Raw genomic sequence first — 24726 nt, forward strand, 5'->3', positions numbered from 1 at the left:
GTTTTTCGCCATACCGCATATAGATGAAAAGTAAATTATTACGGAGGATAATAAAATGAGTAAAATAATTGGTATCGACCTTGGTACAACAAACAGCTGCGTAGCAGTTATGGAAGGTGGTAAGCCCACCGTTATCGCAAACGCAGAAGGTTCAAGAACAACACCTTCAATCGTTGCATTCACCAAGAATGGTGAGAGAATCGTTGGTGAGCCTGCTAAGCGTCAGGCAGTAACCAATGCAGACAACACAATCGCATCAATCAAGAGAGATATGGGTACAGATCACGGCCGCACAATCGACGGCAAGAAGTACTCACCTCAGCAGATTTCAGCTATGATCCTTCAGAAGCTGAAAGCAGATGCAGAGCAGTATCTCGGCGAGAAAGTAACAGAAGCAGTTATCACAGTACCTGCATACTTCAACGATGCTCAGCGTCAGGCTACAAAGGACGCCGGCAAGATCGCAGGTCTTGAGGTTAAGAGAATCATCAACGAGCCCACAGCAGCAGCTCTTGCTTACGGTCTCGACAACGAGAAAGAGCAGAAGATCATGGTTTACGACCTTGGTGGTGGTACATTCGATGTATCAATCATCGATATAGGTGACGGCGTAATCGAAGTTCTTTCAACAAACGGTGATACACACCTTGGTGGTGATGATTTCGACCAGGCAATCATCAACTGGATGGTTCAGGATTTCAAGAATAAAGAGGGCGTTGACCTTTCAGGCGACAAGATGGCTATGCAGAGACTTAAGGAAGCTGCAGAGAAAGCTAAGAAGGAACTTTCTTCTTCAACAACAACCAACATCAACCTTCCTTTCATCTCAGCAGGCGCTGATGGCCCTAAGCACTTCGATGTAGACCTTACAAGAGCTAAATTCGAGGAGCTTATCCACGATCTCGTTGAGAGAACAGCTATCCCTGTACAGAACGCCATGAAGGATGCAGGCCTTACAAACGCAGACCTCGGCAAGGTTCTCCTTGTTGGTGGTTCAACACGTGTTCCTTGCGTAGTAGAGAAAGTTAAACAGCTCACAGGCCAGGAGCCTTCCAAGAGCCTTAACCCCGATGAGTGCGTAGCTATCGGTGCAGGTATCCAGGGTGGTAAGCTTGCAGGCGATGCCGGCGCAGGCGATATCCTTCTTCTGGATGTAACACCTCTTTCACTTTCCATCGAGACAATGGGTGGTGTTGCTACAAGACTTATCGAGAGAAATACAACAATCCCTACAAAGAAGAGCCAGGTATTCTCAACTGCAGCTGATAACCAGACAGCAGTAGATATCAACGTTCTCCAGGGTGAGAGACAGTTCGCTAAGGACAACAAGTCTCTCGGACAGTTCAGACTTGACGGAATCCCTCCTGCAATGAGAGGTGTTCCTCAGATCGAGGTTACATTCGATATCGATGCAAACGGTATCGTTAACGTATCTGCTAAGGATCTTGGAACAGGCAAGGAGCAGCACATCACCATCACAGCAGGCTCCAACATGTCTGACGAGGATATCGATAAGGCAGTTAAAGAGGCTCAGGAGTATGAGGCTCAGGACAAGAAGCGTAAGGAGGGCATTGATGCAAGAAACGATGCAGACTCCTTCGTATTCCAGACAGAGAAGGCTCTCCAGGATGTAGGAGACAAGATCGATCCTTCACAGAAGCAGGTTGTTGAGGATGACATCAAAGCCCTCAAGGAGACACTTGAGCAGACCAAGGACAAGGAGCTTTCAGATTCCGAGATCGACTCTCTTAAGAGCCAGAAGGAAAAGCTCATGAACGATGCTCAGGCACTGTTTGCTAAGATGTATGAGAACGCTCAGGGTGCAGCAGGTGCTGCAGGTGCAGGCCCCGACATGGGACAGGCAGGTCCTGACATGAACGCAGGAAGCTCTTCAGCAAACGATGACAACGTTGTTGACGGTGACTACAGAGAAGTCTAAGCATTTTCTTAAAAAGATGTTATAATTATTAGCCAGGCGGTGTATTATGCCGTCTGGCTAATAGGAGATTAATACAGAGGAACATTTATGGCAGAACAGAAACGAGATTATTACGAGGTCCTGGGTGTTGGCAAGAACGCCTCGGAGGAAGAGATAAAGAAGGCCTACAGAGTACTGGCCAAGAAGTATCATCCTGATATGAACCCGGGAGATGATGCAGCTGCCGAGAAGTTTAAAGAGGCTTCAGAGGCATACGCTGTACTTAGTGATCCAGAGAAGAAGCGCCAGTACGATCAGTTCGGACATGCTGCATTTGAAGGCGGTCAGGGCGGATTCGGAGGCTTTGACTTCAGCGGTGCTGACTTCGGCGATATCTTTGGTGATATCTTCGGTGATTTCTTTGGCGGCGGTCGTTCAAGAGGCGGCGCCAGAAGCGGACCTTCCAAGGGGGCAAACATAAGGGCCAGCGTCAGAGTTACCTTCCTGGAGGCTGTATTTGGCTGTGAGAAGGAACTTGAGCTTACCATGAAGGATCCCTGCCCTACCTGCCACGGAACAGGAGCTAAGCCCGGAACAACGGCTCAGACCTGTACAAAGTGCGGCGGTAAGGGACAGATTGTATATACACAGCAGTCTTTCTTCGGAACAGTAAGAAATGTTCAGACCTGTCCCGAGTGCGGAGGCACAGGTAAGGTCATCAAGGAGAAGTGTACAGACTGTCACGGAAGCGGATATATTGCCAGCAGGAAGAAGATCAAGGTCACCATTCCTGCAGGAATTGATAACGGACAGAGCGTAAGGATAAGGGATAAGGGTGAGCCCGGTGTAAACGGCGGACCCAGAGGAGACCTTCTTGTTGAGGTTATTGTTTCCGATCATCCCATTTTCCAGAGAGACGGTTACAATATCTACTCAATGGTTCCCGTATCCTTTGCAATTGCAGCTCTTGGCGGAACCATTCTTATCGATACCGTAGACGGCAAGGTTGCCTACGACGTTAAGGCCGGAACCCAGACAGATACAAGAGTAAGACTCAGGGGCAAGGGAGTACCTTCCCTTAGGGATAAGGACCAGAGAGGTGACCACTATGTTACCCTTGTGGTTCAGGTTCCCGAGAAGCTCTCTAAGGAGGCCAAGGATCTTCTTAAGAAGTTTGATGAGAAGACCGGTGATTCCCTCACTGCAGCAGAGCGCATGATGGGAAGCAGCGACAGCAAGGATCCCGGCGGATCCGGCGGCGGCAAAAAGAAAAAGAAGTTTTGGGAGTGATCGCGTGAGGCAGTAGCGCGTGCTCGTAAATGCCGGGCATTTACGGGGGCGCGTGAGCTTGGCGCGATTTAGTGCGTATAAGAGGACAAACATATGAAGTGGATGAGATTCAGAGTTCGTACCAACGAGGAGTCTGAGGATATTATTGTCAGCTACCTTGAGGATATAGGTCTTGAGGGAGCACAGATAGAGGATAATGCACCTCTTACCGCTCAGGACAAGGAGCAGATGTTCATTGATGCTCCCGAGCTTGAGCCCGATGATAACGGAGAGAAGATAGAGAGCGGCGTCGCCTATCTTAACTTTTTCCTGGAGATAGATGACAATAACATGCTCACAGTGGAACTGCCCAATGATGAGGGCGAGTATGAGAAAGTGCTGAGGACCCCGGAAGAGATGCAGGCTGCCATCAGGCAGAAGCTTGATGAGCTTAAGGAGTTCTCCGATATCGGAGACGGAACCATCTCTATTGATGTGACTGAAGATATAGACTGGATAAATAACTGGAAACAGTACTTCCACAAATTCTATATTGATGATATACTTGTGATTCCTTCCTGGGAAAAAGAGAACGCAGAAGACAGAGATAAGGCTTCCATGGTGCTTCACATGGATCCCGGCACTGCCTTCGGTACAGGCAAACATGAGACAACACAGCTTTGCATCCGCATGCTCAAGAAATATGTGACAAAAGACACAGAACTTCTTGATGTAGGTACCGGAAGCGGCGTGCTTTCCATTCTGGCTCTTATGATGGGAGCGAAACATGCTGTAGGTACGGATCTGGATAAGTGTGCAGTGCCTGCTGTTAAAGAAAATATGGAGAATAACGGCATAGCTCCCGATCAGTTTGAAATGATGATAGGAGATATCACCGTTGACAAGGCCACACAGGATGCTGTGGGCTATGATAAATACGATATAGTTGTTGCCAATATCCTGGCAAACGTGCTGGTGCCCCTTACACCGGTAATCCTTTCCCAGCTTAAGAAGGGGGGCATCTACATCACCTCCGGTATCATCAATACCAAGGAGGAAGAGGTCAAGAAAGCGCACCTGGATGCGGGCCTTGAGATACTCGAGATCCATCATCAGGGCGACTGGGTTTCCATCACTTCGAGGAAAAACTAATGTATCACTTTTTTGTGGACAGCAGTCAGATTTCCGCAGACTGCAAGACGGTTGAGATAACCGGAGCTGATTACAATCATATAGCGAATGTCCTTCGCATGCAGAAGGGAGAGCAGTTCTCCGTCAGCGAAAGAGACGGGGACGGCCGGGAGCTCTTTTACGAGATAGATGAGATAACCCCGGAGAGCGTTCTTGGAAAGCTCTGCTTTATCGAGGAGCAGGGCAGGGAGCTTCCTTCAAAGATATATCTTTTCCAGGGGCTTCCCAAGGTGGACAAGATGGAGCTGATAATCCAGAAGGCAGTTGAGCTTGGAGCCTACAGGATAATTCCCATGTCCACCAAAAGATGCATCGTCAAGCTTGATGAGAAGAAGGCAAAGAGCAAGGTCGGAAGATGGCAGGCTATCGCAGAAGCTGCAGCCAAGCAGAGTAAGCGCGCCATCATTCCCGAGGTTTCCATGCCTGTCACCATGAAGCAGGCGATAGAGCTTTGTAAAAGTGAGGGGATTGATGTTAAAATGATTCCCTATGAGAATGCGGAGGATATCTCTGTTACCAGAGCGCTTATCGACGGGATCGAGCCCGGGCAGAGCGTTGCGGTATTTATCGGCCCTGAAGGGGGCTTCTCCGAGGACGAGATAAAGCTTTGCATGGACAATGATATTAAGCCCATCACACTGGGCAGAAGGATACTTAGGACTGAGACGGCGGGATTTACCATTATCTCCTGGCTCATGTACCATTTTGAGAGATAAAAGATATTATGAGAGCATATTTGGATAATTCAGCCACCACAAGGGCTTTTGACGAGGTCGCCCAGCTGGTGGCAAAAGTAATGACAGAAGAATACGGAAACGCCTCCAGCGTTCATCACATGGGATCCATGGCCGATAGCAGGCTCTTTTCCGCAAGGGAGATAATAGCGGGAACGCTTAAGGTAGACCCCGCGGAGATACTGTTCACCTCCGGCGGCACAGAGTCGGACAACCTGGCAATCCTGGGTACCGCCAAGGCCAACGCCTGGAGGGGCAAGCACATCATAACAACCTCCATTGAGCATCCTGCGGTTTCCGAGACCTGTGCAGAGCTTCAAAGGCAGGGATTTGAGATAACCTATCTGCCCGTTGATGAATGCGGTGTAATAAGGCTTGAGGAGCTTAAGGCAGCGCTTAGAGAGGATACCATCCTTGTTTCCATTATGGCGGTGAACAACGAGATTGGCTCGGTTCAGCCTCTGGAGGAAGCCGGCAAGCTGATCAAGGCCTTTAACAAGAATATCGTATTCCATGTGGATGCGGTACAGGGCTACGGCAAACTGGTGCTTCGCCCAAGGTCCATGAACATAGACCTTCTGTCAGTAAGTTCTCACAAGATTCACGGTCCCAAGGGTGTGGGATTCCTCTACATAAAAAAGGGAACCAAGATAAGCCCCATCTGCTACGGCGGAGGCCAGCAAAAGGGCATGAGATCCGGAACCGAGAATGTTCCGGGATGCGCGGGAATGGCTCTTGCAGCCAAGATGTGCTATGACAATTTCGACGAGAAGATTAAGAATCTCTATGAACTCAAGAAGTATCTTATGGACAGTCTTGAGGAAGGTATTTCGGATATAAAGCTCAACGGCCCGGAGTGTTATAAGGGAGCACCTCATATCGTGAGTCTTTCCATCAGGGGGCTTCGAGCAGAGACAGTTTTGAATATGCTTAGCAGCAAGGAGATATACGTATCGGCGGGCAGCGCCTGCACCTCCAATAATCCCCATGTGTCGGATACTTTGAGGGCTATCGGACTCGATAAGGACCTTCTGGAGTCAACGATTCGTATCAGCATGTCACTGGAGACCACCAAAGAGGAGATAGATTATCTCATTGATACACTTAAATCACAGGTGGACACCATGAGGAAGTTTTACAGAAGATAAGGGAGAAATATATGCAGTATCATGCTTTTGTGATCAAATACGCAGAGATAGGACTTAAGGGCAAGAACAGATATATCTTTGAGGATGCCCTGGTTAAGCAGATAAAAAGAGTTCTCGCAAGATGCGACGGTGAGTTTGGAGTATCAAAGGTTGCCGGCAGGATTTATATCGAGGCAGAGAAATTTGACTTTGACGAGACGGTTTCCGCTCTTCAGACAGTGTTCGGAATCACCGGAATCTGCCCTGCGGTTACAATAGAGAGAAACGGAGAGGGCAAGCTTCCCGAAGTGGAGGACCTCTGCAAAGCAGTAGTGGATTTCTTTGCGGGAGTATATCCTGACAGGAACAAGACCTTTAAGGTAAAGGTTCGCCGTGTTGATAAGAGCTATCCAATGGATTCCATGGAACTGGGCGCAGAGATAGGTGCTAAGCTCCTGGAAGCCTTTGACAGTGAGGGGCTTAAGGTTGATGTTCATGAGCCACAGATCCTTGTTAATGTGGAGCTTAGAGAGAAGCTGAACATCTTCTCCGAGATCCTTCCCGGACCCGGAGGAATGCCCATAGGAACTGCCGGTAAGGCGATGCTTCTTTTGTCCGGAGGAATTGATTCTCCCGTGGCAGGATACATGGTGGCCAAAAGAGGTGTTGAGATCGAGGCGGTTTATTTCAATGCGCCTCCTTATACCAGTGAGAAAGCCAAGCAGAAGGTTGTGGACCTTGCAGGAATCATCGCAAAGTACACAGGAAATGTGAAACTCCATGTCATCAACTTTACCGACATTCAGATGTACATCTATGAGAAGTGTCCTCACGATGAGCTTACAATCATCATGAGAAGATATATGATGAAGATCGCTGATATCCTGGCTAACAGATCAGGCTGCATGGGGCTTATCACCGGTGAGAGTATCGGACAGGTGGCTTCCCAGACTATGCAGAGCCTTATGTGCACCGGTGAGGTGGTTAAGGACATGCCTGTTTACAGGCCTCTTATCGCCTTTGATAAGCAGGATATCGTGGACATTTCCCTTAAGATTGATGCCTATGAGACATCAATCCTTCCTTACGAGGACTGCTGCACCATCTTTGTTGCCAAGCACCCCGTTACCAAGCCAAGGCTGGATGTTATCGAGAGACATGAACAGGAAAATCTCTCAGAGAAGATTGATGAGCTGGTAAGAGTGGCAATTGAAACTGATGAAGTGATTGATATAAAGAAATAAGCTCTGAGGTGCTCTGCTCTGGGATGCTCCGCCAGACTCGTGAAGAACCTCGTCAGGTGTCCACCCATGGCTCGCACTAGGCTCGATAATACCTCGCCAAGTGCTCTGCTCAAAAAAAGACCATCCTGATCGCTCAGGATGGTCTGTAATAATCTTTTTAATGGGTCTGACCCGTCAGGATCAAACCATGTAAGGCTTCAGAATTTCGAGAACCTCATCTGCGCCGTCTTCAGCATGGATGTTAAGATCAATGGGCTTTGAAAGGTCCAGTGAAAAGATACCCATGATAGACTTAGCATCGATAACGTATCTTCCTGAAACGAGATCGAAATCATAATCGAACTTCGTAATATCGTTTACAAAAGATTTAACCTTATCGATTGAATTTAAAGAAATTTTAACGGTCTTCATTGGTCTAGTACCTCCTTCTTTTCTTTATAGTATACGCAAGATTGACAAAAGTCAATGAGGATTTAATCTATATGCTAAATAACGTTAAGGGGTTAAAGGTTGCCCTTCATAACCTTGGATGTAAAGTTAATAGTTATGAACTTGATGTAATGGAGCAGAAACTTCGGGAGTCGGGAAGCGAGATCGTGCCCTTTGACAGCGAAGCTGACGTGTATATCATCAATACCTGCACCGTTACCAATATCGCAGACAGAAAGTCCAGGCAGATGCTGCACAAAGCCAGAAAGGAAAATCCGCAGGCTGTTGTAGTGGCTGTTGGCTGCTATGTTGAGACGGGACTTGACGGTGTTAAGAAGGACGAGTGCATAGACCTTGCCATCGGCAACAACAAGAAGTCCCAGATTGCCGAGATACTGGATGAGTTTCTGGCCATCAGAAACGAAAAACCGGACAATACCATGGGTGGAACTACCATCATCGATATCAACAAGCCCTGTCCTTATGAGGAGATGAGCCTTACTACGCTCCCTGAGCACACCAGGGCTTATATCAAGGTCCAGGATGGGTGCAATCAGTTCTGCACATATTGCGTTATCCCCTATGCCAGAGGCAGGGTCCGCAGCAGAGATGAGGAGGATGTCCTTAAGGAGATCACCAATCTCGCCGCAAAGGGCTGCAAAGAAGTCGTAATCACCGGAATTCATGTGGGTTCTTACGGTATCGACAAAGGCGAGCCTGCATTGATAGCTCTTTTGGAAAAGATAAATGACATAGAGGGCATCGAGAGGATAAGGATGGGATCCATAGAACCCAGGCTTATCACCAGGGAGAATGTGGAAAGACTTTTGAAGATAAAGAAGCTGTGCCCTCACTTCCACTTATCTCTCCAGAGCGGCTGCAACTCTGTTCTTAAGAGGATGAACAGGCACTACACCGCAGAGGAGTTCATGGAGAGTGTTAAGCTCCTTCGAATGGCTTTTGACAGGCCTGCCATAACCACCGATGTGATCGTGGGATTCCCCGGGGAGACCGATGAGGAATTCGAGGAGTGTAGAAGCTTTGTTGAGGAAGTTGCCTTCTACGAGATGCATGTTTTCAAGTACTCACCAAGAAAGGGTACTGTGGCGGCAGGAATGAAGGACCAGCTCACCGACAGACAGAAGAGCGCAAGGAGCGATGTGCTTCTTGATTTGACAAGGGTCCAGTCAGAGTGTTATCGTAAGAGCTTCGTTGGAGAAGAACTGGACGTTCTCTGGGAAGACATGGAGAAGCACGGCGGCAGGAACTATATGATCGGACATACCGACAGATACGTCAGGGTTGCTGCCTGCGAGGGATCAGAGGCCTTTGAGGGAGCGGGATCCGGAGAAGTAACAAGGGTAGTACCCACAGGTTTTCTTAACGGGGAAACGCTGCTGGTATGAGATCAAAACAGCGCAGGATGTAAGCTCTGTACGTTGCTTATTTAACTTTGCGGGTGTAAAATTAATTAAATATATCACGATTGGAGACAGCTAGGATGGCAGATCAGGATTTAGGAAACACCCAATTTTTCAAGGTAGAGGTTGAACCTGAGACCGGTGTTAAGAAAGTACTTTCTGTTGTTTACGATGCGCTTCTTGAAAAGGGCTATAATCCGGTAAACCAGATTGTCGGATACATCATGTCCGGGGATCCTACCTACATCACAAGCCACAAGGGTGCAAGAAGCCTCATCATGAAGGTTGAGAGAGACGAGCTTGTAGAGGAGATGCTCACGGAGTACATCAAGAGCAACAACTGGGAACGCAGGTAATCCTATGCGGATCATGGGACTTGACTACGGATCCAAGACTGTCGGTGTTGCCATAAGCGACGAGCTTTTGCTGACAGCCCAGGCTAAAGAGATAATCCGCAGGAAAGAAGAGAATAAACTCAGAAAGACACTGGCGCGCATTGAGGAACTCATTCAGGAATACGGGGTTGAGAAGATAGTTTTGGGACTCCCCGTCCACATGGATGAATCCCCCTCTGAGCGCTCAAAACTATGTCTTGAATTCAAGGATAAGATAGAGAGAAGGACGGGACTTCCCGTGGAGATGCTGGATGAGCGTCTTACCACGGTTGAGGCTGATGCCATAATGGACGAAGTCGGCATTAAGGGCCGCGAGAGAAAAGAGTACGTTGATATGATAGCCGCTCAGATAATCCTCCAGGATTATCTGGACAACAAGAAATGATCGGGTGAACAATTTGGAAAAGATTATTTTCAGTCCGGACGGAGAAGAGCCGGTAGAGTTTTATTGTCTTGAACAGACAGTGATCGGAGCTAAGACTTATCTTCTGGTCACAGATGAAGAAGATGGTGACGGAGAGGCGCTTATTCTGCGCGACGACTCCGATATTAAAGATGAAGAGGCGGTTTACACAATTGTGGACGATGACCTGGAGCTGGAAGCTGTTGCAGGTGTATTTCGTAAGCTGCTCTCTGATGACGGCGTAGATCTGGATATCTAACGGGCAACTGGTTGGTATTTTTTTCTGCGTCCTTCGTAAAATAAAATGGAGGAAGGAATTTGAACAGAAAGAAAAATGAAAACGGATCCAAGCTGCAGATCATCCCGCTGGGAGGTCTTGAGCAGATTGGAATGAACATCACTGCCTTCAGGTATGAAGACAGTATTATTGTGGTGGACTGCGGTCTGTCTTTTCCCGATGATGACATGCTGGGAATCGACCTGGTAATCCCTGACATCACATATTTGCAGGAAAACATCGACAAGGTTAAAGGCTTTGTCATCACCCACGGCCATGAGGACCATATCGGCGCGCTGCCCTATGTTCTTCACGAGCTGAACGTACCGGTTTATGCAACACGCCTTACCATGGGCATCATCGAGCACAAGCTTGAGGAACACAATCTCCTGAAAAAGACACGGAGAAAAGTGGTAAAGTTCGGCCAGTCCATAAATCTTGGCCAGTTCAGAGTGGAGTTCATAAGAACCAACCACTCCATTGTTGATGCTGCCGCCCTTGCAATTTACTCACCGGCAGGAACAGTGGTACACACAGGAGATTTCAAGATTGACTACACCCCTGTTTTCGGTGATCCCATAGATCTTCAGAGATTTGCGGAGATCGGCAAGAAGGGTGTCCTTGCCCTTATGTGCGACTCCACAAACGCAGAGAGGCCCGGCTTTACCGCATCGGAGAGAACCGTTGGAAGGGCTCTGGATTTCCTCTTTGAGGAGCACCAGAATTCCCGTATTATCGTGGCTACCTTTGCGTCCAACGTTGACCGAGTTCAGCAGATCATCAACATTGCCCACAAGTGCGGCAGAAAAGTTGTTGTGGAAGGCCGCAGCATGGTCAGCATAATTGACATTGCTCAGAAGCTTGAGTGCATCAAGATTCCTGACAACACTCTTGTTGATATAGATCAGATCAAGAATTACCCTGATAACAAGACCGTTATCATCACCACCGGAAGCCAGGGTGAGAGTATGGCTGCCCTTAGCAGAATGGCCAACGGACAGCACAGGAAGATCAAGATCAGTGCCGGAGATACCGTTATCTTCTCCTCACACCCCATTCCCGGCAACGAGAAGGCGGTAACAAATATCATCAACGAGCTTCAGATGAAGGGCGCTGACGTCATTTTCCAGGATGTGCATGTATCAGGCCACGCCTGCCAGGAGGATATCAAGCTTATCTATACTCTGGTTAAGCCCAAGTATGCGGTTCCTGTTCACGGTGAGTACAGACACCTTATCGCTCAGAGCAGGATCGCAAGAGACCTTGGAATACCCAAGGAGAACGTATTTATCCTTCACTCCGGCGAGGTCCTTTCCGTAGATGACAATTCTGCGGAAGTAACAGGCAAGGTTCCTGTGGGAGCTATCCTTGTGGACGGCCTTGGCGTCGGCGATGTTGGAAATGTAGTTTTAAGGGACAGACAGCATCTTGCAGAAGATGGTATAGTAATAGTTGTGTTCGGAATCGACAAGGACACCTGTCAGCTCGTATCCGGTCCCAGCATTGTTTCAAGGGGATTCGTATATGTCAGGGAGTCTGATAAGCTTATTGATGACGCAACAGATCTGGTGCTGGATGACGTTACGGAAGCACTGGATAAGGGCATTACTGACTGGACCAGACTCAAGAACATAGTCAAGGATGATCTTAGTGACTATATCTGGAAAAAGACAAAGAGAAGGCCCATGATCATGCCTATAATAATGGACACCAACTATTGATGTCCTTTGGGGAGAAAATATTATGAATCTTAGGAAGATAGGGCTGGGGCTCTTGGATGCCACGGTCAAGATAGTATTTGTCATCATCGTTGTGATGCTGATAATGAGGTATTCAAGGCTTGCCTATAACTACGGTTATCATATCTTTAACCAGACAGCGGTTTCTTCCGGCACCGGAAGAACCGTCACCTTCAAGGTGGGCAACGGAGACTCGGCTGCAACAATAGCCGATAATCTCTCAAGTGTAGGGCTTATAACCGACAAGACCTTGTTCAGGCTTCAGGAGAGATTTTCAGAGTATCACGGCAAGGAGAAGCCGGGAACCTATGAACTTAGCACAGCCATGACACCGGATGAGATGCTGGCCATCATGTCCGGGGGCTCAGATACGGAGGAAGGCGGATCCGATGCCGAATCCGGAGAGGACTCAAACGGTGGTTGAACAGGAGAGAATAATATCATTCATAAACTCTCTTGATCCCGGAAACGATGCGTTTCTGGATGATCTTGAGAGAGAAGCGTTAGCAGACGAAGTGCCTATAATCCGCAAGGATACTCAGGCACTTCTTAAGTTTTTAATGGCACAGCAAAGGCCCGTTAATATTCTTGAGGTTGGGTGCGCCGTGGGATTTTCCGCTCTTTTGATGGCAAGATACAGCAGCCCTGAAACGAAGATCACCACCATCGAGAAGTATGAGAAGAGGATCCCTGTAGCCAGAGAGAATTTTGCCAAATACGACACTGACCATAAAATCACACTTCTGGAGGGGGATGCTCTGGACATTTTAAAGGGCCTTTCACCGGGGTATGATTTTATTTTTATGGATGCGGCAAAGGGGCAGTACATCAACTTCCTGCCGGACTGCCTAAGCATCTTGAATAAGGGAGGGCTTCTTGTTTCCGATAACGTGCTTCAGGACGGAGACGTGATGGAATCCAGGTTTGCCGTAACAAGGCGGGACCGCACCATCCATGCAAGGATGAGGGAATACCTCTACGAACTCAAGCACAATGAGGCCCTTAACACAGTGATACTTACGGTGGGGGACGGAATGACCCTGTCGGTGAAACTATAAACAGCCCGGATCACACTGCTGATAAGGGCGTCCGATTTTATTGAGGTACCATATGAAAAAACCTGAATTACTTATACCTGCCAGCAGCCTTGAAGTGCTCAAGACTGCGGTAATGTTCGGCGCAGACGCGGTTTATATCGGAGGCGATGCCTTCGGCCTTCGCGCCAAAGCCAAGAATTTTTCCAAAGAGGAAATGAAAGAAGGAATCTCTTTTGCCCATGAGCACGGAGTGAGGGTTCATGTGACCGTGAACATTCTGGCACATAACTACGATCTTGACGGCGTTGAGACCTATCTTCATGAGTTAAAAGAGCTGGGGCCCGATGCCCTTATCATCGCAGATCCCGGAATCTTTATGAAGGCAAGAAGGATCTGTCCCGAGATTGATATCCATGTGTCCACCCAGGCCAACAACACCAACTACGAGACCTACAACTTCTGGCATGATCTTGGTGCGAAGAGAGTAGTTGCCGCCAGAGAGCTCTCCATGAACGAGATCAAGGAGATCAAGGCGAAGATCCCCGAGGACCTTGAGATGGAGTGCTTCATTCACGGAGCAATGTGCATATCCTATTCCGGAAGGTGCCTGTTGTCCAACTACTTCACCGGAAGGGACGCCAACCATGGCGCCTGCACTCATCCCTGCAGATGGAAATATGCGGTTGTTGAGGAGAAAAGACCCGGAGAATACCTTCCCGTCTATGAAAACGACAGGGGAACCTTTATATTCAACTCCAAGGATCTGTGCATGATCGAGCATATTCCGGAGCTTGTTGATGCCGGAGTTGACAGCTGCAAGATAGAGGGCAGGATGAAGACCGCTCTTTACGTTGCAACTGTGGCAAGGACCTATAGAAAGGCCATCGACGACTACTTTGAATCCGAGGAGAAGTACAGGCAGAACATGCCCTGGTACCTGGATCAGATCGCAAGATGTACCTACCGCCAGTTCACCACAGGCTTCTATTTCGGAAAGCCCAGTGAAGAGGCCCAGATCTACGACAACAATACTTATATAAATGAATACATCTACCTTGGCATCGTCTACGACGTAGACGAGAGGGGATTTGCAAGGATTGAGCAGAGGAACAAGTTCAGTGTCGGTGACGAGATTGAGATCATGAAACCCGACGGAACGGATGTTAAAGTTAAGGTCAACGGCATGTATGACGAAGAAGGAAATGCTGTCGATTCCTGCCCTCACTCCAAGCAGATAATCTATCTCGATCTTTCGGAACCTGCGGGGATGTACGATATTCTGCGAGTGAGCACAGAAAAATCATAAAAAAATACTTCAAGTTTTTTTGTGAATGATGTACACTATAGAACAAATTTAGGATTAAAGTGGCAGAAAGGGTACATTCATGAGTGACAAGGTTAATATTGAGGAGATCTTCGGGCAGAACGTCTTTACCATTTCCAAGATGAGAGAGCGTCTTCCCAAGAACGTCTACAAAGAGGTTATAAATGTAATAGACAACGGAGGGGAACTCTCCAAGGAGTCTGCAGACGTTGTGGCAAATGCCATGAAGGAATGGGCTATGGAGAACGGGGCAACCCATTACACTCACTGGTTCCAGCCTCTTACAGGTATTACAGCCGAGAAGCACGACTCATTCGTGGCAAGTGCCGACAAGGACGGCAAGATGATCACTTCCTTCTCGGGAAAAGAGCTGATCAAGGGAGAACCGGATGCGTCATCCTTCCCTTCAGGCGGACTTCGCGCAACCTTTGAGGCAAGAGGTTATACAACCTGGGATATCACTTCCCCTGCATTCCTTAAGGAGTCCGGAGCGGGCGTCACTCTTTGCATACCCACTGCTTTCTGTTCATACACAGGAGAGGCTCTTGATAAGAAGACACCTCTCTTAAGATCCATGGAGGCTGTAAACAAGCAGGCACTCAGGATCGTTAAGCTCTTCGGCAACGACAGAGCTACCAAAGTCAATGTATCCGTAGGTCCCGAGCAGGAGTACTTCCTGGTTGACTGGGACAAGTCCATGAAGAGAGAGGACCTTATCTTTACCGGAAGGACACTTTTCGGAGCAATGCCTCCCAAGGGTCAGGAGATGGAGGATCACTACTTCGGCGTTATCCGTGAGAGAGTCGGAGAGTACATGAAGGACCTCAACAGGGAACTCTGGAAGCTTGGCGTTCCCGACAAGACACAGCACAATGAGGTTGCTCCGGGACAGCACGAGCTTGCTCCCATCTATGAGACAGCCAACATTGCGGTTGATCACAATCAGATTATTATGGAGACCATGAAGAGAGTGGCAGAGCATCATCATATGAGATGTCTGCTCCATGAGAAGCCCTTTGCCGGTGTAAACGGCTCAGGTAAGCATGACAACTGGTCTCTTTGCACAGACGACGGGGTTAATCTTCTTGATCCCGGCGATACACCCAACAAGAACGTTCAGTTCCTGTTTGTTCTCGCATGTATTTTAAAGGCTGTAGATACCCACGCAGACCTTTTGAGACAGAGCGCTGCGGATGTGGGAAATGATCACAGACTCGGTGCCAACGAGGCCCCTCCTGCGGTTATTTCCGTATTCCTCGGAGAGCAGCTTGAGGACGTTGTAAGACAGCTCATTGAGACAGGTGTTGCCAAGTCCAGTAAGCGCGGCGGCAAGCTCAAGACCGGCGTATCAACACTTCCTCAGTTCGAGAAGGACGCCACAGACAGAAACAGAACATCACCCTTTGCTTTTACAGGAAACAAGTTCGAGTTCAGAATGGTTGGTTCCTCAGACTCCATGGCAAGCTCCAACACCACACTTAACACCATTGTGGCTGAAGCTTTCTGCGAGGCTGCCGATATTCTTGAGAAGGCAGAGGACTTTGACGTTGCTGTTCACGATCTTATGAAGGAGTATCTCACCAAACATCAGAGGATCATCTTCAACGGAGACGGTTATTCCGATGCATGGCTCAAGGAAGCTGAGAGAAGAGGACTTCCCAACATCAAGTCCACCATTGAGGCTGCAGATACCCTTACCACCAAGAAGGCAGTTAAGCTCTTCGGAGATTTCGGCGTATACACCAAGACTGAGCTGGAATCCAGAAAAGAGATCATATTCGAAAATTATGCCAAGACCATCAATATTGAGGCTCTTACCATGATCGACATGGCATCCAAGCAGATCATCCCTGCTGTTATGAAGTATGCGGGAAGACTTGCAAAGGATGTGAATGAAGTTAAGGCAGCAGGCGCTGATGAGTCTGCACTTCTTGATGAGCTTAAGGAGATCACCGGAGAACTCACCAAGATGAAGAAGGCTCTTGATGTCCTCAAGGAGAAGGAGAACAAGGCAAGGAAGATCACCGATGCCAGAAAGCTTGCTTACTTCTACAAGGACAATGTAAGACCTGCAATGGATGCTTTAAGAGCTCCCGCAGACAAGCTGGAGATGCTGGTTGATAAAAAAGACTGGCCTTTCCCCACATACGCAGATCTTCTCTTCGAAGGCTGATTTTAAGCGATTTATCCCACTCTCAGACCACAACGGTTTGAGAGTGGATTTATTTTTTTATAAAAATTTTGAAAAAGTACTTGCAATTAATAAAAACATTACGTATAATACAATCTTGTCGGTGGGCTATCGCCAAGCGGTAAGGCAACGGACTCTGACTCCGTCATTACGTAGGTTCGAATCCTACTAGCCCAGCTTTTAAGCGAGATTGGTTATCCAATCTCGCTTTTTCCGCGTTATGGCAGAGCCATGCAGAAACATGTCTGTGCATGCTTGCTTGCAGAAAGGACCTACATGTATACCTTTGATTCCAGGATCAGATACAGCGAAATTGATAAGGACGGGACACTTACTCTGGAGTCACTTATAGACTATTTCCAGGACTGCTCAACCTTTCAGACCCAGGAAGGCGTAGCTGATATCGATTATATGAAGAAAAGAAACATCGCCTGGGTTTTAAATTCCTGGCAGATCGAGATAATGCGGTACCCAAGGCTCTGCGAGGATGTGATAATCGGAACCGTGCCCTATGACCTTAAGGGATTCTTTGGCCTTAGAAATTTCTTTATGGATACTAAGGATGGAGAGAGGCTTGCAGTTGCCAATTCCGTGTGGACCCTCTTTGATTTCGTGAAGGGAATTCCCTCAAGGGTCACTCCCGAGATGCTTGAGACTTATCCTATGGGAGAGAAGCTTGACATGAACTATGCCGGAAGGAAAATTGTTGTACCTGAGGGTATAGAGGCAGTAAAGGGCGATGAGATAGTTGTAAGGAAACACCATCTTGATACCAATTATCACGTTAATAACGGCCAATATGTTAGAATGGCTATAGATGCATGTTCCGATCTGGAAGGCAAGGTAAAGGGCATGAGAGCGGAGTACAAGAGGCAGGCGGTACTGGGAGATATTCTTTATCCCAATATATACAAGGATATCCCTGCTAAGGCTCAGGAGGACGCTGCACAGGCTCAGGGACGGATGCGCATCGTGGATCTTGCCGATGCGGAGGGCAGATCCGTCTGCACGGTAGAACTTAACTTTTAAACTGTTGCTGATGAAGGCAACGATAGGCAGAGCTCAAAAAGCTCTTTTGAAACGGAGGACACAATGATCAGATTAGGAGAAAAACAGACACTTACAGTTGTTAAAAAGGTTGAATTCGGAGTATACCTCTCCGAGAAGCAGGGCGATGAGGAGAAGGTTCTTCTTCCCGGCAAGCAGGTCCCTGCGGGAACGGATATAGGAAGCACCATTGAAGTCTTTATTTACAAGGATTCCGATGACAGACTTATAGCAACCACCAATGAGCCCAAAATAATGCTCGGTGATGTGAGAATGCTCAAGGTCAAGGATACAAGCAGGATCGGAGCTTTCATGGACTGGGGCCTGGAGAAGGACCTTCTTTTACCCTTCAAGCAGCAGACCAAGAAGGTAAGCCCCGGAGATGAGGTGCTCTGCGCCCTTTACATCGATAAGAGCAACCGCCTTTGCGTAACCATGAACGTGTATCCCTATCTTTCCCAGAACAGTCCCTACAAGAAGGACGACAGGGTAACAGGTACAGTATACGAGATGAGCGGCAATTTCGGCGCCTTTGTGGCTGTTGATGATATTTATTCGGGACTTATCCCCAAGAAGGAGATTTACGGGGATATTAAGATCGGAGACACAGTTTCCGCAAGAGTGGTATCCGTTAAGGAAGACGGTAAGCTCAACCTCGGCATAAGAGAGAAGGCTTATCTTCAGATGGATACAGATGCCAAGGCTCTCATGGAGCTTATAGAGAAAGAGGGCGGCAAGCTTTCCTTCAATGATAAGGCTGCTCCGGAGCTTATCAGAGAGAAGACCGGCATGAGCAAGAACGAGTTCAAAAGAGCTGTCGGACGACTGCTGAAAGAAGGCAGGATCGAGATCAAGCCTGATTCCATAGTAAAGATCTGAAATTCATAATAAATACTTTCACAGTCAAAAAGCCCGCTGCAGAATCTGCAACGGGCTTTTCGTGCGCCTTACGGGCGCTCTTCGGGCGATGGTGTCTTAAATCCTGATATCGAAGTTGGCCCCGAGGTTCGGGTTAACAGATAACTCCATAGAAGCATCCATAGTCTCAACCATTGCTTCTCCCATGTCCTGCAGGTTATCAAGACTCTTCGAAAGCATGGCAACGCCAAAATCGTTCAGGATCTTGTTCTGTGACAATGCCATCGACAATGCAGGAATATCCATAGGCACCTCCTTGTGTATGAATATACTTCACCCTATCTTATATATCGGCCGTTTTGTTAAAATGATTACCTTGACAGGATACAATCCGTGGCAAAAACAAGGAGCCTTTTTTGTGACTTTTGACCACAAAATTTAAAAAATGAACAAAAAATGCCTTGCTAAAGGTAGATTTTTTTGTACATTTGTATTAAACTGTTAAATAGGTTTATTTCATGATCCTATAATCAATATTATGCACACCGTGCAAGAAAGAGTGCTACATGATATCGAATCAGATTTTGCAGAACACAATTGACGGCCTGAAGAACATCGCGCATGTGGATCTTTGTGTGCTGGATACTGACGGCAAGGAGGTTGCTTCCACAGCCAATGATATTGGCAACGTGGCTTCCGTGGCAAGGGATTTCGTTGAATCCCCCGCAGATTCCCAGGAGATCCAGGGCTATCAGTACTTCAAGATATATGACGAGCAGCAGCTGGAGTATATACTCATATGCACCGGCAGCGGCGACAATAACTACATGCTTGGCAAGATGATAGCTTATCAGATTCAGAGCCTGCTTGTGGCTTACAAGGAGAGATTTGACAAGGATAACTTTATCAAGAACCTCCTTCTGGATAATCTGCTTTTGGTAGATATCTACAGCAGAGCCAAGAAGCTTCATATCCAGAGTGATGCCAAGAGAGTAGCCATGATCATTGAGTGCTCCAGCGGCAGGGACAGCAATGCCCTTGAGATCACAAGGACCTGCATCGGCAACGGAACAGACTTTGTCACTGAGGTTGACGAGGACAACGTTATTGTTGTCAAGGATGTAAGCGACTTTGGCAAGAACAGCGAGATCACCAGAGTGGCCGAGGATATCCTTCAGAATCTGGAAAAAGAGGGCCTGACAGGAGTCAGAATCGCGTATGGCACAGTTGTTTCCGAGATCAAGGAAGTGAGCCGTTCCTACAAGGAAGCCAAGATGGCTCTTGATGTAGGCAAGATCTTCTTTGACGAGAGAAAGGTCATTTGCTACAGCGAGCTGGGAATAGGAAGACTTATCTATCAGCTTCCCATACCTCTTTGCAAGATGTTCATCAAGGAGATCTTTGGTGGAAGAAATCCCGACGAGTTCGATCAGGAGACCCTTACCACCATCGATAAGTTCTTTGAGAACAGCCTCAATGTATCGGAGACTTCAAGACAGCTCTTTATCCACAGAAATACCCTGGTGTACAGACTGGACAAGCTTCAGAAGAGTACCGGTCTTGATCTTAGAGTGTTCGACGATGCCATTACTTTCAAAATTGCACTTATGGTTGTAAGATATATGAAGTACATGGAGAGGTTTACGTAAGTGAGTGATATAGGGATTCAAAGTCACATTCACGCGCATGCTTGCATGTGTGTGGATGTGACCTTGAAGACCGAACATACATGAGGATGTAGCACGATAGTGCGGAATCCGAATGTATGCAGGATTGCGAAAGCGAAAGCGAAGCAATCCGTATATCACCTGCAACAAGAGGAGAATTATGGAAAGAGGATACAGGAGAAGAAGGACAAACAGGCAGATTCCCAGCGATGAGATAATCACGCTGGAGAATGTGACCAAATCATATTCAACCGGAGCGCCGGCCTTAAACGGCGTGACGCTCCACATCAAAAGGGGTGAATTTGTTTTCATTGTGGGCGACAGCGGCTCCGGCAAATCAACCCTGATCAAGCTGCTTCTTAGGGAGCTGGTTCCCACAGACGGCGAGATCACAGTCCTCGGCTACAACTTGAAGAGGATCAAACACAGCAAGATTCCCAAGTTCAGAAGAAATCTGGGCATAGTATTCCAGGATTTCCGACTTCTAAAGGATAGAAATGTCTATGAGAACGTCGCTTTTGCACAGCGCATCGTGCAGACTCCCACCAGGGATATCAAGCGAAACGTTCCGTCCATACTGGCCACGGTCAATCTGGCCGGCAAGTACAAAAACAAGATAAATCAGCTTTCCGGCGGTGAACAGCAGAGAGTTGCCCTTGCCAGGGCCCTTGTGAACAAACCCACCATTCTGCTGGCTGATGAGCCCACGGGTAACCTGGATCCCAATAATTCCTGGGAGATCATGAAACTCATGGAGCAGATAAACGAGAACGGCACAACGGTCATAGTGGTAACCCACAACAGAGAGATCGTTAATGCCATGAAGAAACGTGTTATCACCATGAAGAAGGGCGTCATCATAGAAGACGAAGAAGAGGGTATGTACATCGATGAGGATTAGTAGTTTCTTTTACACCATTGGACAGGGATTTAAGAATTTAGGCAGAAATAAATGGTATACGCTGGCATCAATCGCCACCATCACCGCCTGTCTGTTTTTGTTCGGACTGTTTTATTCAATAATCACCAACTTCCAGAATGTTGTTAAGACTGCAGAGGAAGGCGTTTCCGTAACCGTATTCTTCAATGAGGGTATCACCGAGGAGCAGATCCTGGCAGTAAAGAGCGACCTGGAGAAAAGACCTGAGGTAAGAGAGATAGTTTATGTTTCTGCCGACGAAGCCTGGGAAGGCTTCAAGGAGGAGTATCTTGGCGAGTACGCCGACGGATTTACAGAGAATCCCCTGGCAGATTCTGCAAACCTTCAGATCTACTTAAGCGATGTGTCAATGCAGCCGGCACTTGTTTCCTACATAGAGAGCATCACGGTTGTCAGGGAAGTCAACCGCTCCGAGGTAACGGCTACCACCTTAAGCGGACTTAATCTTTTGATAGCTTACATATCAGCAGGTATCATCATAGTTCTTCTGCTGGTATCCGTATTCCTTATCAGCAATACCGTAACCATGGGTATTGCCGTGAGAAAGGATGAGATCAACATCATGAAGTATATCGGAGCCACAGACTTTTTTGTCCGTGCCCCATTCGTGGTGGAAGGTATTTTGATCGGCCTTATTGGTTCCATCATTCCGCTGATCATCATCTACTTTGTTTACACCCATGTTATCGCCTATGTTGCCAGCAGATTCACAATGCTCAGCTCACTGCTGAATTTCCTGCCGGTAGAGGCGGTCTACCATAACCTGATTCCCATTTCGCTGATCATCGGTATCGGCATTGGTTTCTTCGGAAGTTTCATAACTGTAAGAAAGCACCTGCACGTATAAAGCACAGCAAAGGGATCGTTTAAACTTTGAACAGATTTTTTGGAAGACGTATCAACAGAATAATTAACATACTCCTATGTCTCTTTATGGTGAGCACTATGTTTGCCAATGCAACGCTAACGGCAAGCGCCACCCCCACGGAGGAGAGTATCAAGGCCAAGGAAGCACAGATCAGCGAAGCCAAGAAGGAACGAGACGGCTTGAAGAACGCCAAGACTGACCTGGAGAAAGTCAAGAAGGAGCTGGAGAAAAGTAAGTCTGACCTGAATAACTACATCAGACAGTTGGACGGGCAGCTGACGGACATTCAGCAGAAGGTTGACATGCTCACAGAGCAGATCGCCGAGAAGGAGAATCAGATCAATATAACCACTTCGGAGCTCCAGGAGGCGGAGGCGATTCAGCAGGCCCAGTATGAGGCCATGAAAAAGCGCATCAAGTTCATGTACGAGCGCGGCGACATGCTGTATCTGGAGCTTCTTTTACAATCCGGAAATTTCTCCGACATGCTCAACAAGGCCGAGTACATCGAGAAGCTCTCCGACTACGACAGGAACAAGCTGAACGAGTACATCTCCACCACGGAGCTGATCAGGCTGACAAAAGAGGCATTGGAGGAGGAGAAGGAAACTCTGGACGAGACAAAGGCGGTCCGGCAGGAAGAGCAGGCCAACCTGGAGTCACTGCTTTCCACCAAGAGCAAGGAGCTCAACACCGTCCAGGCCGATATTTCCAACAAGGAAGCGGCCATCGCCGAGTACGAGGCAGAGATCAAGGCTGAGAATGCAGCTATCGCAGCCCTGGAAAAAGAGGTAGCGGCTGACAAGGCAGCTCTTTACAGCAGATATACCTACGACGGAGGAATGTTCACCTGGCCATGCCCCGGCTACACCAGGATTTCCGATGATTATGGAAACAGAGTCCACCCGACTCTCGGGATCACCAAGATGCACAACGGTATCGACCTGGCAGCCCCGGGCGGAACAGCCATTCTGGCAGCTTACAACGGCACAGTGGTGGCGGCGGACTATAACTCTACCATGGGTAATTACATCATGATCAATCACGGAGGCGGACTTTACACCATTTACATGCATTGTTCGGCCCTCTATGTTTCCAAAGGAACTGATGTTACTGCCGGCACCAAGATCGGCGCAGTCGGAACCACAGGAAGATCCACCGGTAATCATCTGCACTTTGGTGTCAGACTTAACGGAGCCTATGTGAGTCCCTGGAATTACCTCAAGTGATAGGAGCACAAGATTTTGGATAATAATTATAACAACAATAGCAACAACTATTACGGGCAGGTGCCGCCGCAGGTATCTCCGCAGATGCCGCCCATGATGCCGGCAGGAGAACCGCCCAAGGCCATCAAAAGGAAACTCAGATGGCGCTTTATCGCAGGTCTTTTCCTGGGACTTCTCATTTCGGTTTCTGTTGTGGGAGGGCTCCTTATGTTCGGAGTCTTTGGCAGAAGATTAGGGGCGCTGACTCCTTTGCTTCCCACTAATAACACCTATGAAGAGCTGATGAATGAGGACACCATCACCAAGCTTGAAGCTCTTGATGACGTTATAGAGACCTATTACTACAAGACTGATGTGGATAAGGCTGCTGAGGCGGACGGAATGTACAAGGGTCTTTTGGATTCCCTTGGAGATCCCTACTCAGTTTATTACACCGAGGAAGAGCTCAATGAACTCATGAGTGATACAGCAGGTATCTACTACGGCATCGGTGCCTATGTAAGCATTGATTCCGACATGGGACTTCCAAGGATTTCCGGTGTTATGCCGGGAACTCCCGCTGAGAGAGCTGAGCTTCAGACTGATGATATCATCTTTGAGGTCGACCATGTTTCCACAGAGGGCATGGAACTGGATGAAGTGGTATCCTTGATAAAGGGACCGGAGGGGACTTTGGTTCATCTGACACTTCTTCGCGGTTCCAAGAGAGATACCGTTGAGGTGGATGTTGAGAGATCTGCGGTTGTTGTTCCTACAGTTACCACGAAGCTTTTGGGAGACAACGAGGAGATAGGATATTTGCAGATAACCGAGTTTGACGAGGTTACCCCGGATCAGTTTACCGAGGGCCTTGCTGAGCTTAGGGCGAGCAATATAAAGGGACTTATCATTGACCTTAGAAGTAATCCCGGCGGAAGCCTTCAGGCTGTGTGCGATGTTGCAAGGCAGCTCCTTCCCAAGGGGATCATCGTATACACCATGGACAGGGACGGAAACAGGGATGATTACAAGTGCGACGGAGAGCACGAGATAGACATTCCAGTGGTGGTTCTCACCAACCAGTATTCCGCCAGTGCTTCCGAGATCCTTGCAGGTGCCATCAAGGACTATAACCTTGGCAAGCTTGTGGGTGTTACTACCTTCGGTAAGGGTATTGTACAGAGGATCTTTGATCTCAACGACGGAACAGCCGTTAAGCTCACTGTCAGCGACTATTACACCCCCAGCGGAACCAATATCCACGGAGTTGGAATTGCCCCCGATGTGGAGGTTGAGTATGATCCCGACGCTTATGCTAAGGATAAGACAGATACTCAGCTTCAGAAGGGTATCGAGGTCATGAAGGACCTGATGGGCAATTAAGTAGTTGCGAAATGACTGTTGACAGTACAAAAGAATAAGTGTATGATTTGAGACTG

24 protein-coding genes and 1 tRNA gene are annotated in these 24726 nt (G+C 47.9%); 23 read left to right on the top strand and 2 right to left on the bottom strand.

Annotated elements, in window-relative coordinates; translation table 11 throughout:
• The first annotated feature begins 55 nt into the window (after positions 1 to 55).
• The 6 genes from dnaK (at position 56) to thiI (ending at position 7483) form a co-directional block, all read left to right on the top strand.
• Positions 56 to 1939: a molecular chaperone DnaK gene (dnaK, locus tag T456_RS0112275; RefSeq protein ID WP_024866390.1), complete on the top strand. Its 1884-nt coding sequence runs from the start codon at positions 56 to 58 to the stop codon at positions 1937 to 1939.
• An 87-nt stretch (positions 1940 to 2026) separates the two neighbouring features.
• Positions 2027 to 3208 carry a molecular chaperone DnaJ gene (gene dnaJ / locus T456_RS0112280; protein WP_024866391.1) on the top strand — a complete coding sequence of 394 codons (1182 nt, stop codon included), beginning with the start codon at positions 2027 to 2029 and terminating at the stop codon, positions 3206 to 3208.
• 93 nt (positions 3209 to 3301) lie between these two features.
• Positions 3302 to 4339, top strand: coding sequence for a 50S ribosomal protein L11 methyltransferase (gene prmA, locus T456_RS0112285; protein ID WP_024866392.1), 1038 nt, complete (start codon positions 3302 to 3304; stop codon positions 4337 to 4339).
• Positions 4339 to 5094: an RsmE family RNA methyltransferase gene (locus T456_RS0112290; RefSeq protein WP_024866393.1), complete on the top strand. Its 756-nt coding sequence runs from the start codon at positions 4339 to 4341 to the stop codon at positions 5092 to 5094. Before prmA ends, T456_RS0112290 begins: the two co-directional genes overlap by 1 nt.
• Before the next feature lie 8 nt (positions 5095 to 5102).
• Entirely contained in the window at positions 5103 to 6260 is a 1158-nt protein-coding gene (locus T456_RS0112295; RefSeq protein WP_024866394.1) for a cysteine desulfurase family protein, read from the top strand.
• Between the two features lie 11 nt (positions 6261 to 6271).
• Positions 6272 to 7483, top strand: coding sequence for a tRNA uracil 4-sulfurtransferase ThiI (thiI, locus tag T456_RS0112300; RefSeq protein WP_024866395.1), 1212 nt, complete (start codon positions 6272 to 6274; stop codon positions 7481 to 7483).
• A 180-nt stretch (positions 7484 to 7663) separates the two neighbouring features.
• Here thiI and T456_RS0112305 read toward each other — a convergent pair whose 3' ends face one another.
• Positions 7664 to 7894 (bottom strand): HPr family phosphocarrier protein, encoded by a 231-nt coding sequence (locus T456_RS0112305; protein WP_024866396.1) that lies wholly within the window; start codon positions 7892 to 7894, stop codon positions 7664 to 7666.
• Between the two features lie 71 nt (positions 7895 to 7965).
• Between T456_RS0112305 and mtaB the strand changes: the two genes are divergently transcribed.
• From mtaB to T456_RS0112365, 12 genes are all read left to right on the top strand, one after another.
• Positions 7966 to 9318, top strand: coding sequence for a tRNA (N(6)-L-threonylcarbamoyladenosine(37)-C(2))-methylthiotransferase MtaB (gene mtaB / locus T456_RS0112310; RefSeq protein WP_024866397.1), 1353 nt, complete (start codon positions 7966 to 7968; stop codon positions 9316 to 9318).
• A 95-nt stretch (positions 9319 to 9413) separates the two neighbouring features.
• Positions 9414 to 9689 carry an IreB family regulatory phosphoprotein gene (locus T456_RS0112315; protein ID WP_024866398.1) on the top strand — a complete coding sequence of 92 codons (276 nt, stop codon included), beginning with the start codon at positions 9414 to 9416 and terminating at the stop codon, positions 9687 to 9689.
• Positions 9690 to 9693: 4 nt separating this feature from the next.
• Positions 9694 to 10113, top strand: a complete 420-nt coding sequence (gene ruvX, locus T456_RS0112320; protein WP_024866399.1) for a Holliday junction resolvase RuvX — start codon at positions 9694 to 9696, stop codon at positions 10111 to 10113.
• 4 nt (positions 10114 to 10117) lie between these two features.
• Positions 10118 to 10390 carry a DUF1292 domain-containing protein gene (locus tag T456_RS0112325; protein WP_442855977.1) on the top strand — a complete coding sequence of 91 codons (273 nt, stop codon included), beginning with the start codon at positions 10118 to 10120 and terminating at the stop codon, positions 10388 to 10390.
• Positions 10391 to 10449: 59 nt separating this feature from the next.
• On the top strand, positions 10450 to 12129 hold the full coding sequence (locus T456_RS0112330) for a ribonuclease J (protein WP_024866401.1): 1680 nt from the start codon (positions 10450 to 10452) through the stop codon (positions 12127 to 12129).
• Positions 12130 to 12151: 22 nt separating this feature from the next.
• Positions 12152 to 12571, top strand: a complete 420-nt coding sequence (locus T456_RS0112335) for an endolytic transglycosylase MltG (RefSeq protein WP_024866402.1) — start codon at positions 12152 to 12154, stop codon at positions 12569 to 12571.
• Entirely contained in the window at positions 12564 to 13205 is a 642-nt protein-coding gene (locus T456_RS0112340; RefSeq protein WP_024866403.1) for an O-methyltransferase, read from the top strand. Before T456_RS0112335 ends, T456_RS0112340 begins: the two co-directional genes overlap by 8 nt.
• A 52-nt stretch (positions 13206 to 13257) precedes the next feature.
• Positions 13258 to 14490, top strand: coding sequence for a peptidase U32 family protein (locus T456_RS0112345; RefSeq protein ID WP_024866404.1), 1233 nt, complete (start codon positions 13258 to 13260; stop codon positions 14488 to 14490).
• Between the two features lie 79 nt (positions 14491 to 14569).
• Entirely contained in the window at positions 14570 to 16681 is a 2112-nt protein-coding gene (locus T456_RS0112350; RefSeq protein ID WP_024866405.1) for a glutamine synthetase III family protein, read from the top strand.
• Positions 16682 to 16803: 122 nt separating this feature from the next.
• Positions 16804 to 16876 (top strand) — tRNA-Gln (locus T456_RS0112355).
• A gap of 99 nt (positions 16877 to 16975) precedes the next feature.
• Positions 16976 to 17728 carry an acyl-[acyl-carrier-protein] thioesterase gene (locus T456_RS0112360; RefSeq protein ID WP_024866406.1) on the top strand — a complete coding sequence of 251 codons (753 nt, stop codon included), beginning with the start codon at positions 16976 to 16978 and terminating at the stop codon, positions 17726 to 17728.
• A gap of 63 nt (positions 17729 to 17791) precedes the next feature.
• Complete coding sequence (locus tag T456_RS0112365) at positions 17792 to 18625, top strand: CvfB family protein (protein WP_024866407.1); 834 nt, start codon at positions 17792 to 17794, stop codon at positions 18623 to 18625.
• A gap of 96 nt (positions 18626 to 18721) precedes the next feature.
• On the opposite strand, the gene T456_RS0112370 is transcribed toward T456_RS0112365, so the two are convergent.
• On the bottom strand, positions 18722 to 18910 hold the full coding sequence (locus tag T456_RS0112370) for a YjfB family protein (RefSeq protein ID WP_024866408.1): 189 nt from the start codon (positions 18908 to 18910) through the stop codon (positions 18722 to 18724).
• 260 nt (positions 18911 to 19170) lie between these two features.
• On the opposite strand from T456_RS0112370, the gene T456_RS0112375 reads away from it, so the two are divergent.
• The 5 genes from T456_RS0112375 to T456_RS0112395 all read left to right on the top strand — a co-directional run bounded on the left by T456_RS0112375 (position 19171) and on the right by T456_RS0112395 (position 24670).
• Positions 19171 to 20253 carry a PucR family transcriptional regulator gene (locus T456_RS0112375; protein WP_024866409.1) on the top strand — a complete coding sequence of 361 codons (1083 nt, stop codon included), beginning with the start codon at positions 19171 to 19173 and terminating at the stop codon, positions 20251 to 20253.
• A 232-nt stretch (positions 20254 to 20485) separates the two neighbouring features.
• The gene (gene ftsE, locus T456_RS0112380; protein WP_024866410.1) at positions 20486 to 21172 is read left to right on the top strand and encodes a cell division ATP-binding protein FtsE; all 687 of its coding nucleotides are present in this window, start codon (positions 20486 to 20488) and stop codon (positions 21170 to 21172) included.
• On the top strand, positions 21162 to 22058 hold the full coding sequence (gene ftsX / locus T456_RS0112385) for a permease-like cell division protein FtsX (RefSeq protein ID WP_024866411.1): 897 nt from the start codon (positions 21162 to 21164) through the stop codon (positions 22056 to 22058). The genes ftsE and ftsX overlap by 11 nt, the downstream gene beginning before the upstream one ends.
• A 26-nt stretch (positions 22059 to 22084) precedes the next feature.
• Positions 22085 to 23308, top strand: coding sequence for a murein hydrolase activator EnvC family protein (locus T456_RS0112390; RefSeq protein ID WP_035802041.1), 1224 nt, complete (start codon positions 22085 to 22087; stop codon positions 23306 to 23308).
• A gap of 15 nt (positions 23309 to 23323) precedes the next feature.
• The gene (locus tag T456_RS0112395) at positions 23324 to 24670 is read left to right on the top strand and encodes a S41 family peptidase (protein ID WP_024866413.1); all 1347 of its coding nucleotides are present in this window, start codon (positions 23324 to 23326) and stop codon (positions 24668 to 24670) included.
• Positions 24671 to 24726 lie beyond the last annotated feature (56 nt).

It is taken from the genome of Butyrivibrio sp. FCS014, assembly GCF_000526935.1.
Classification (GTDB): domain Bacteria; phylum Bacillota; class Clostridia; order Lachnospirales; family Lachnospiraceae; genus Butyrivibrio.

What these genes read in the sequence shown, in the direction of transcription:
- T456_RS0112350 (WP_024866405.1), top strand. Translation starts at nt 14,570, where the DNA reads ATGAGTGACAAGGTTAATATTGAGGAGATCTTCGGGCAGAACGTCTTT.
- T456_RS0112305 (WP_024866396.1), bottom strand. Translation starts at nt 7,894, where the DNA reads ATGAAGACCGTTAAAATTTCTTTAAATTCAATCGATAAGGTTAAATCT.
- T456_RS0112345 (WP_024866404.1), top strand. Translation starts at nt 13,258, where the DNA reads ATGAAAAAACCTGAATTACTTATACCTGCCAGCAGCCTTGAAGTGCTC.
- T456_RS0112360 (WP_024866406.1), top strand. Translation starts at nt 16,976, where the DNA reads ATGTATACCTTTGATTCCAGGATCAGATACAGCGAAATTGATAAGGAC.
- thiI (WP_024866395.1), top strand. Translation starts at nt 6,272, where the DNA reads ATGCAGTATCATGCTTTTGTGATCAAATACGCAGAGATAGGACTTAAG.
- T456_RS0112295 (WP_024866394.1), top strand. Translation starts at nt 5,103, where the DNA reads ATGAGAGCATATTTGGATAATTCAGCCACCACAAGGGCTTTTGACGAG.
- T456_RS0112365 (WP_024866407.1), top strand. Translation starts at nt 17,792, where the DNA reads ATGATCAGATTAGGAGAAAAACAGACACTTACAGTTGTTAAAAAGGTT.
- T456_RS0112335 (WP_024866402.1), top strand. Translation starts at nt 12,152, where the DNA reads ATGAATCTTAGGAAGATAGGGCTGGGGCTCTTGGATGCCACGGTCAAG.
- ftsX (WP_024866411.1), top strand. Translation starts at nt 21,162, where the DNA reads ATGAGGATTAGTAGTTTCTTTTACACCATTGGACAGGGATTTAAGAAT.
- mtaB (WP_024866397.1), top strand. Translation starts at nt 7,966, where the DNA reads ATGCTAAATAACGTTAAGGGGTTAAAGGTTGCCCTTCATAACCTTGGA.
- dnaJ (WP_024866391.1), top strand. Translation starts at nt 2,027, where the DNA reads ATGGCAGAACAGAAACGAGATTATTACGAGGTCCTGGGTGTTGGCAAG.
- prmA (WP_024866392.1), top strand. Translation starts at nt 3,302, where the DNA reads ATGAAGTGGATGAGATTCAGAGTTCGTACCAACGAGGAGTCTGAGGAT.
- dnaK (WP_024866390.1), top strand. Translation starts at nt 56, where the DNA reads ATGAGTAAAATAATTGGTATCGACCTTGGTACAACAAACAGCTGCGTA.
- ruvX (WP_024866399.1), top strand. Translation starts at nt 9,694, where the DNA reads ATGCGGATCATGGGACTTGACTACGGATCCAAGACTGTCGGTGTTGCC.
- T456_RS0112315 (WP_024866398.1), top strand. Translation starts at nt 9,414, where the DNA reads ATGGCAGATCAGGATTTAGGAAACACCCAATTTTTCAAGGTAGAGGTT.
- T456_RS0112290 (WP_024866393.1), top strand. Translation starts at nt 4,339, where the DNA reads ATGTATCACTTTTTTGTGGACAGCAGTCAGATTTCCGCAGACTGCAAG.
- T456_RS0112370 (WP_024866408.1), bottom strand. Translation starts at nt 18,910, where the DNA reads ATGGATATTCCTGCATTGTCGATGGCATTGTCACAGAACAAGATCCTG.
- T456_RS0112375 (WP_024866409.1), top strand. Translation starts at nt 19,171, where the DNA reads ATGATATCGAATCAGATTTTGCAGAACACAATTGACGGCCTGAAGAAC.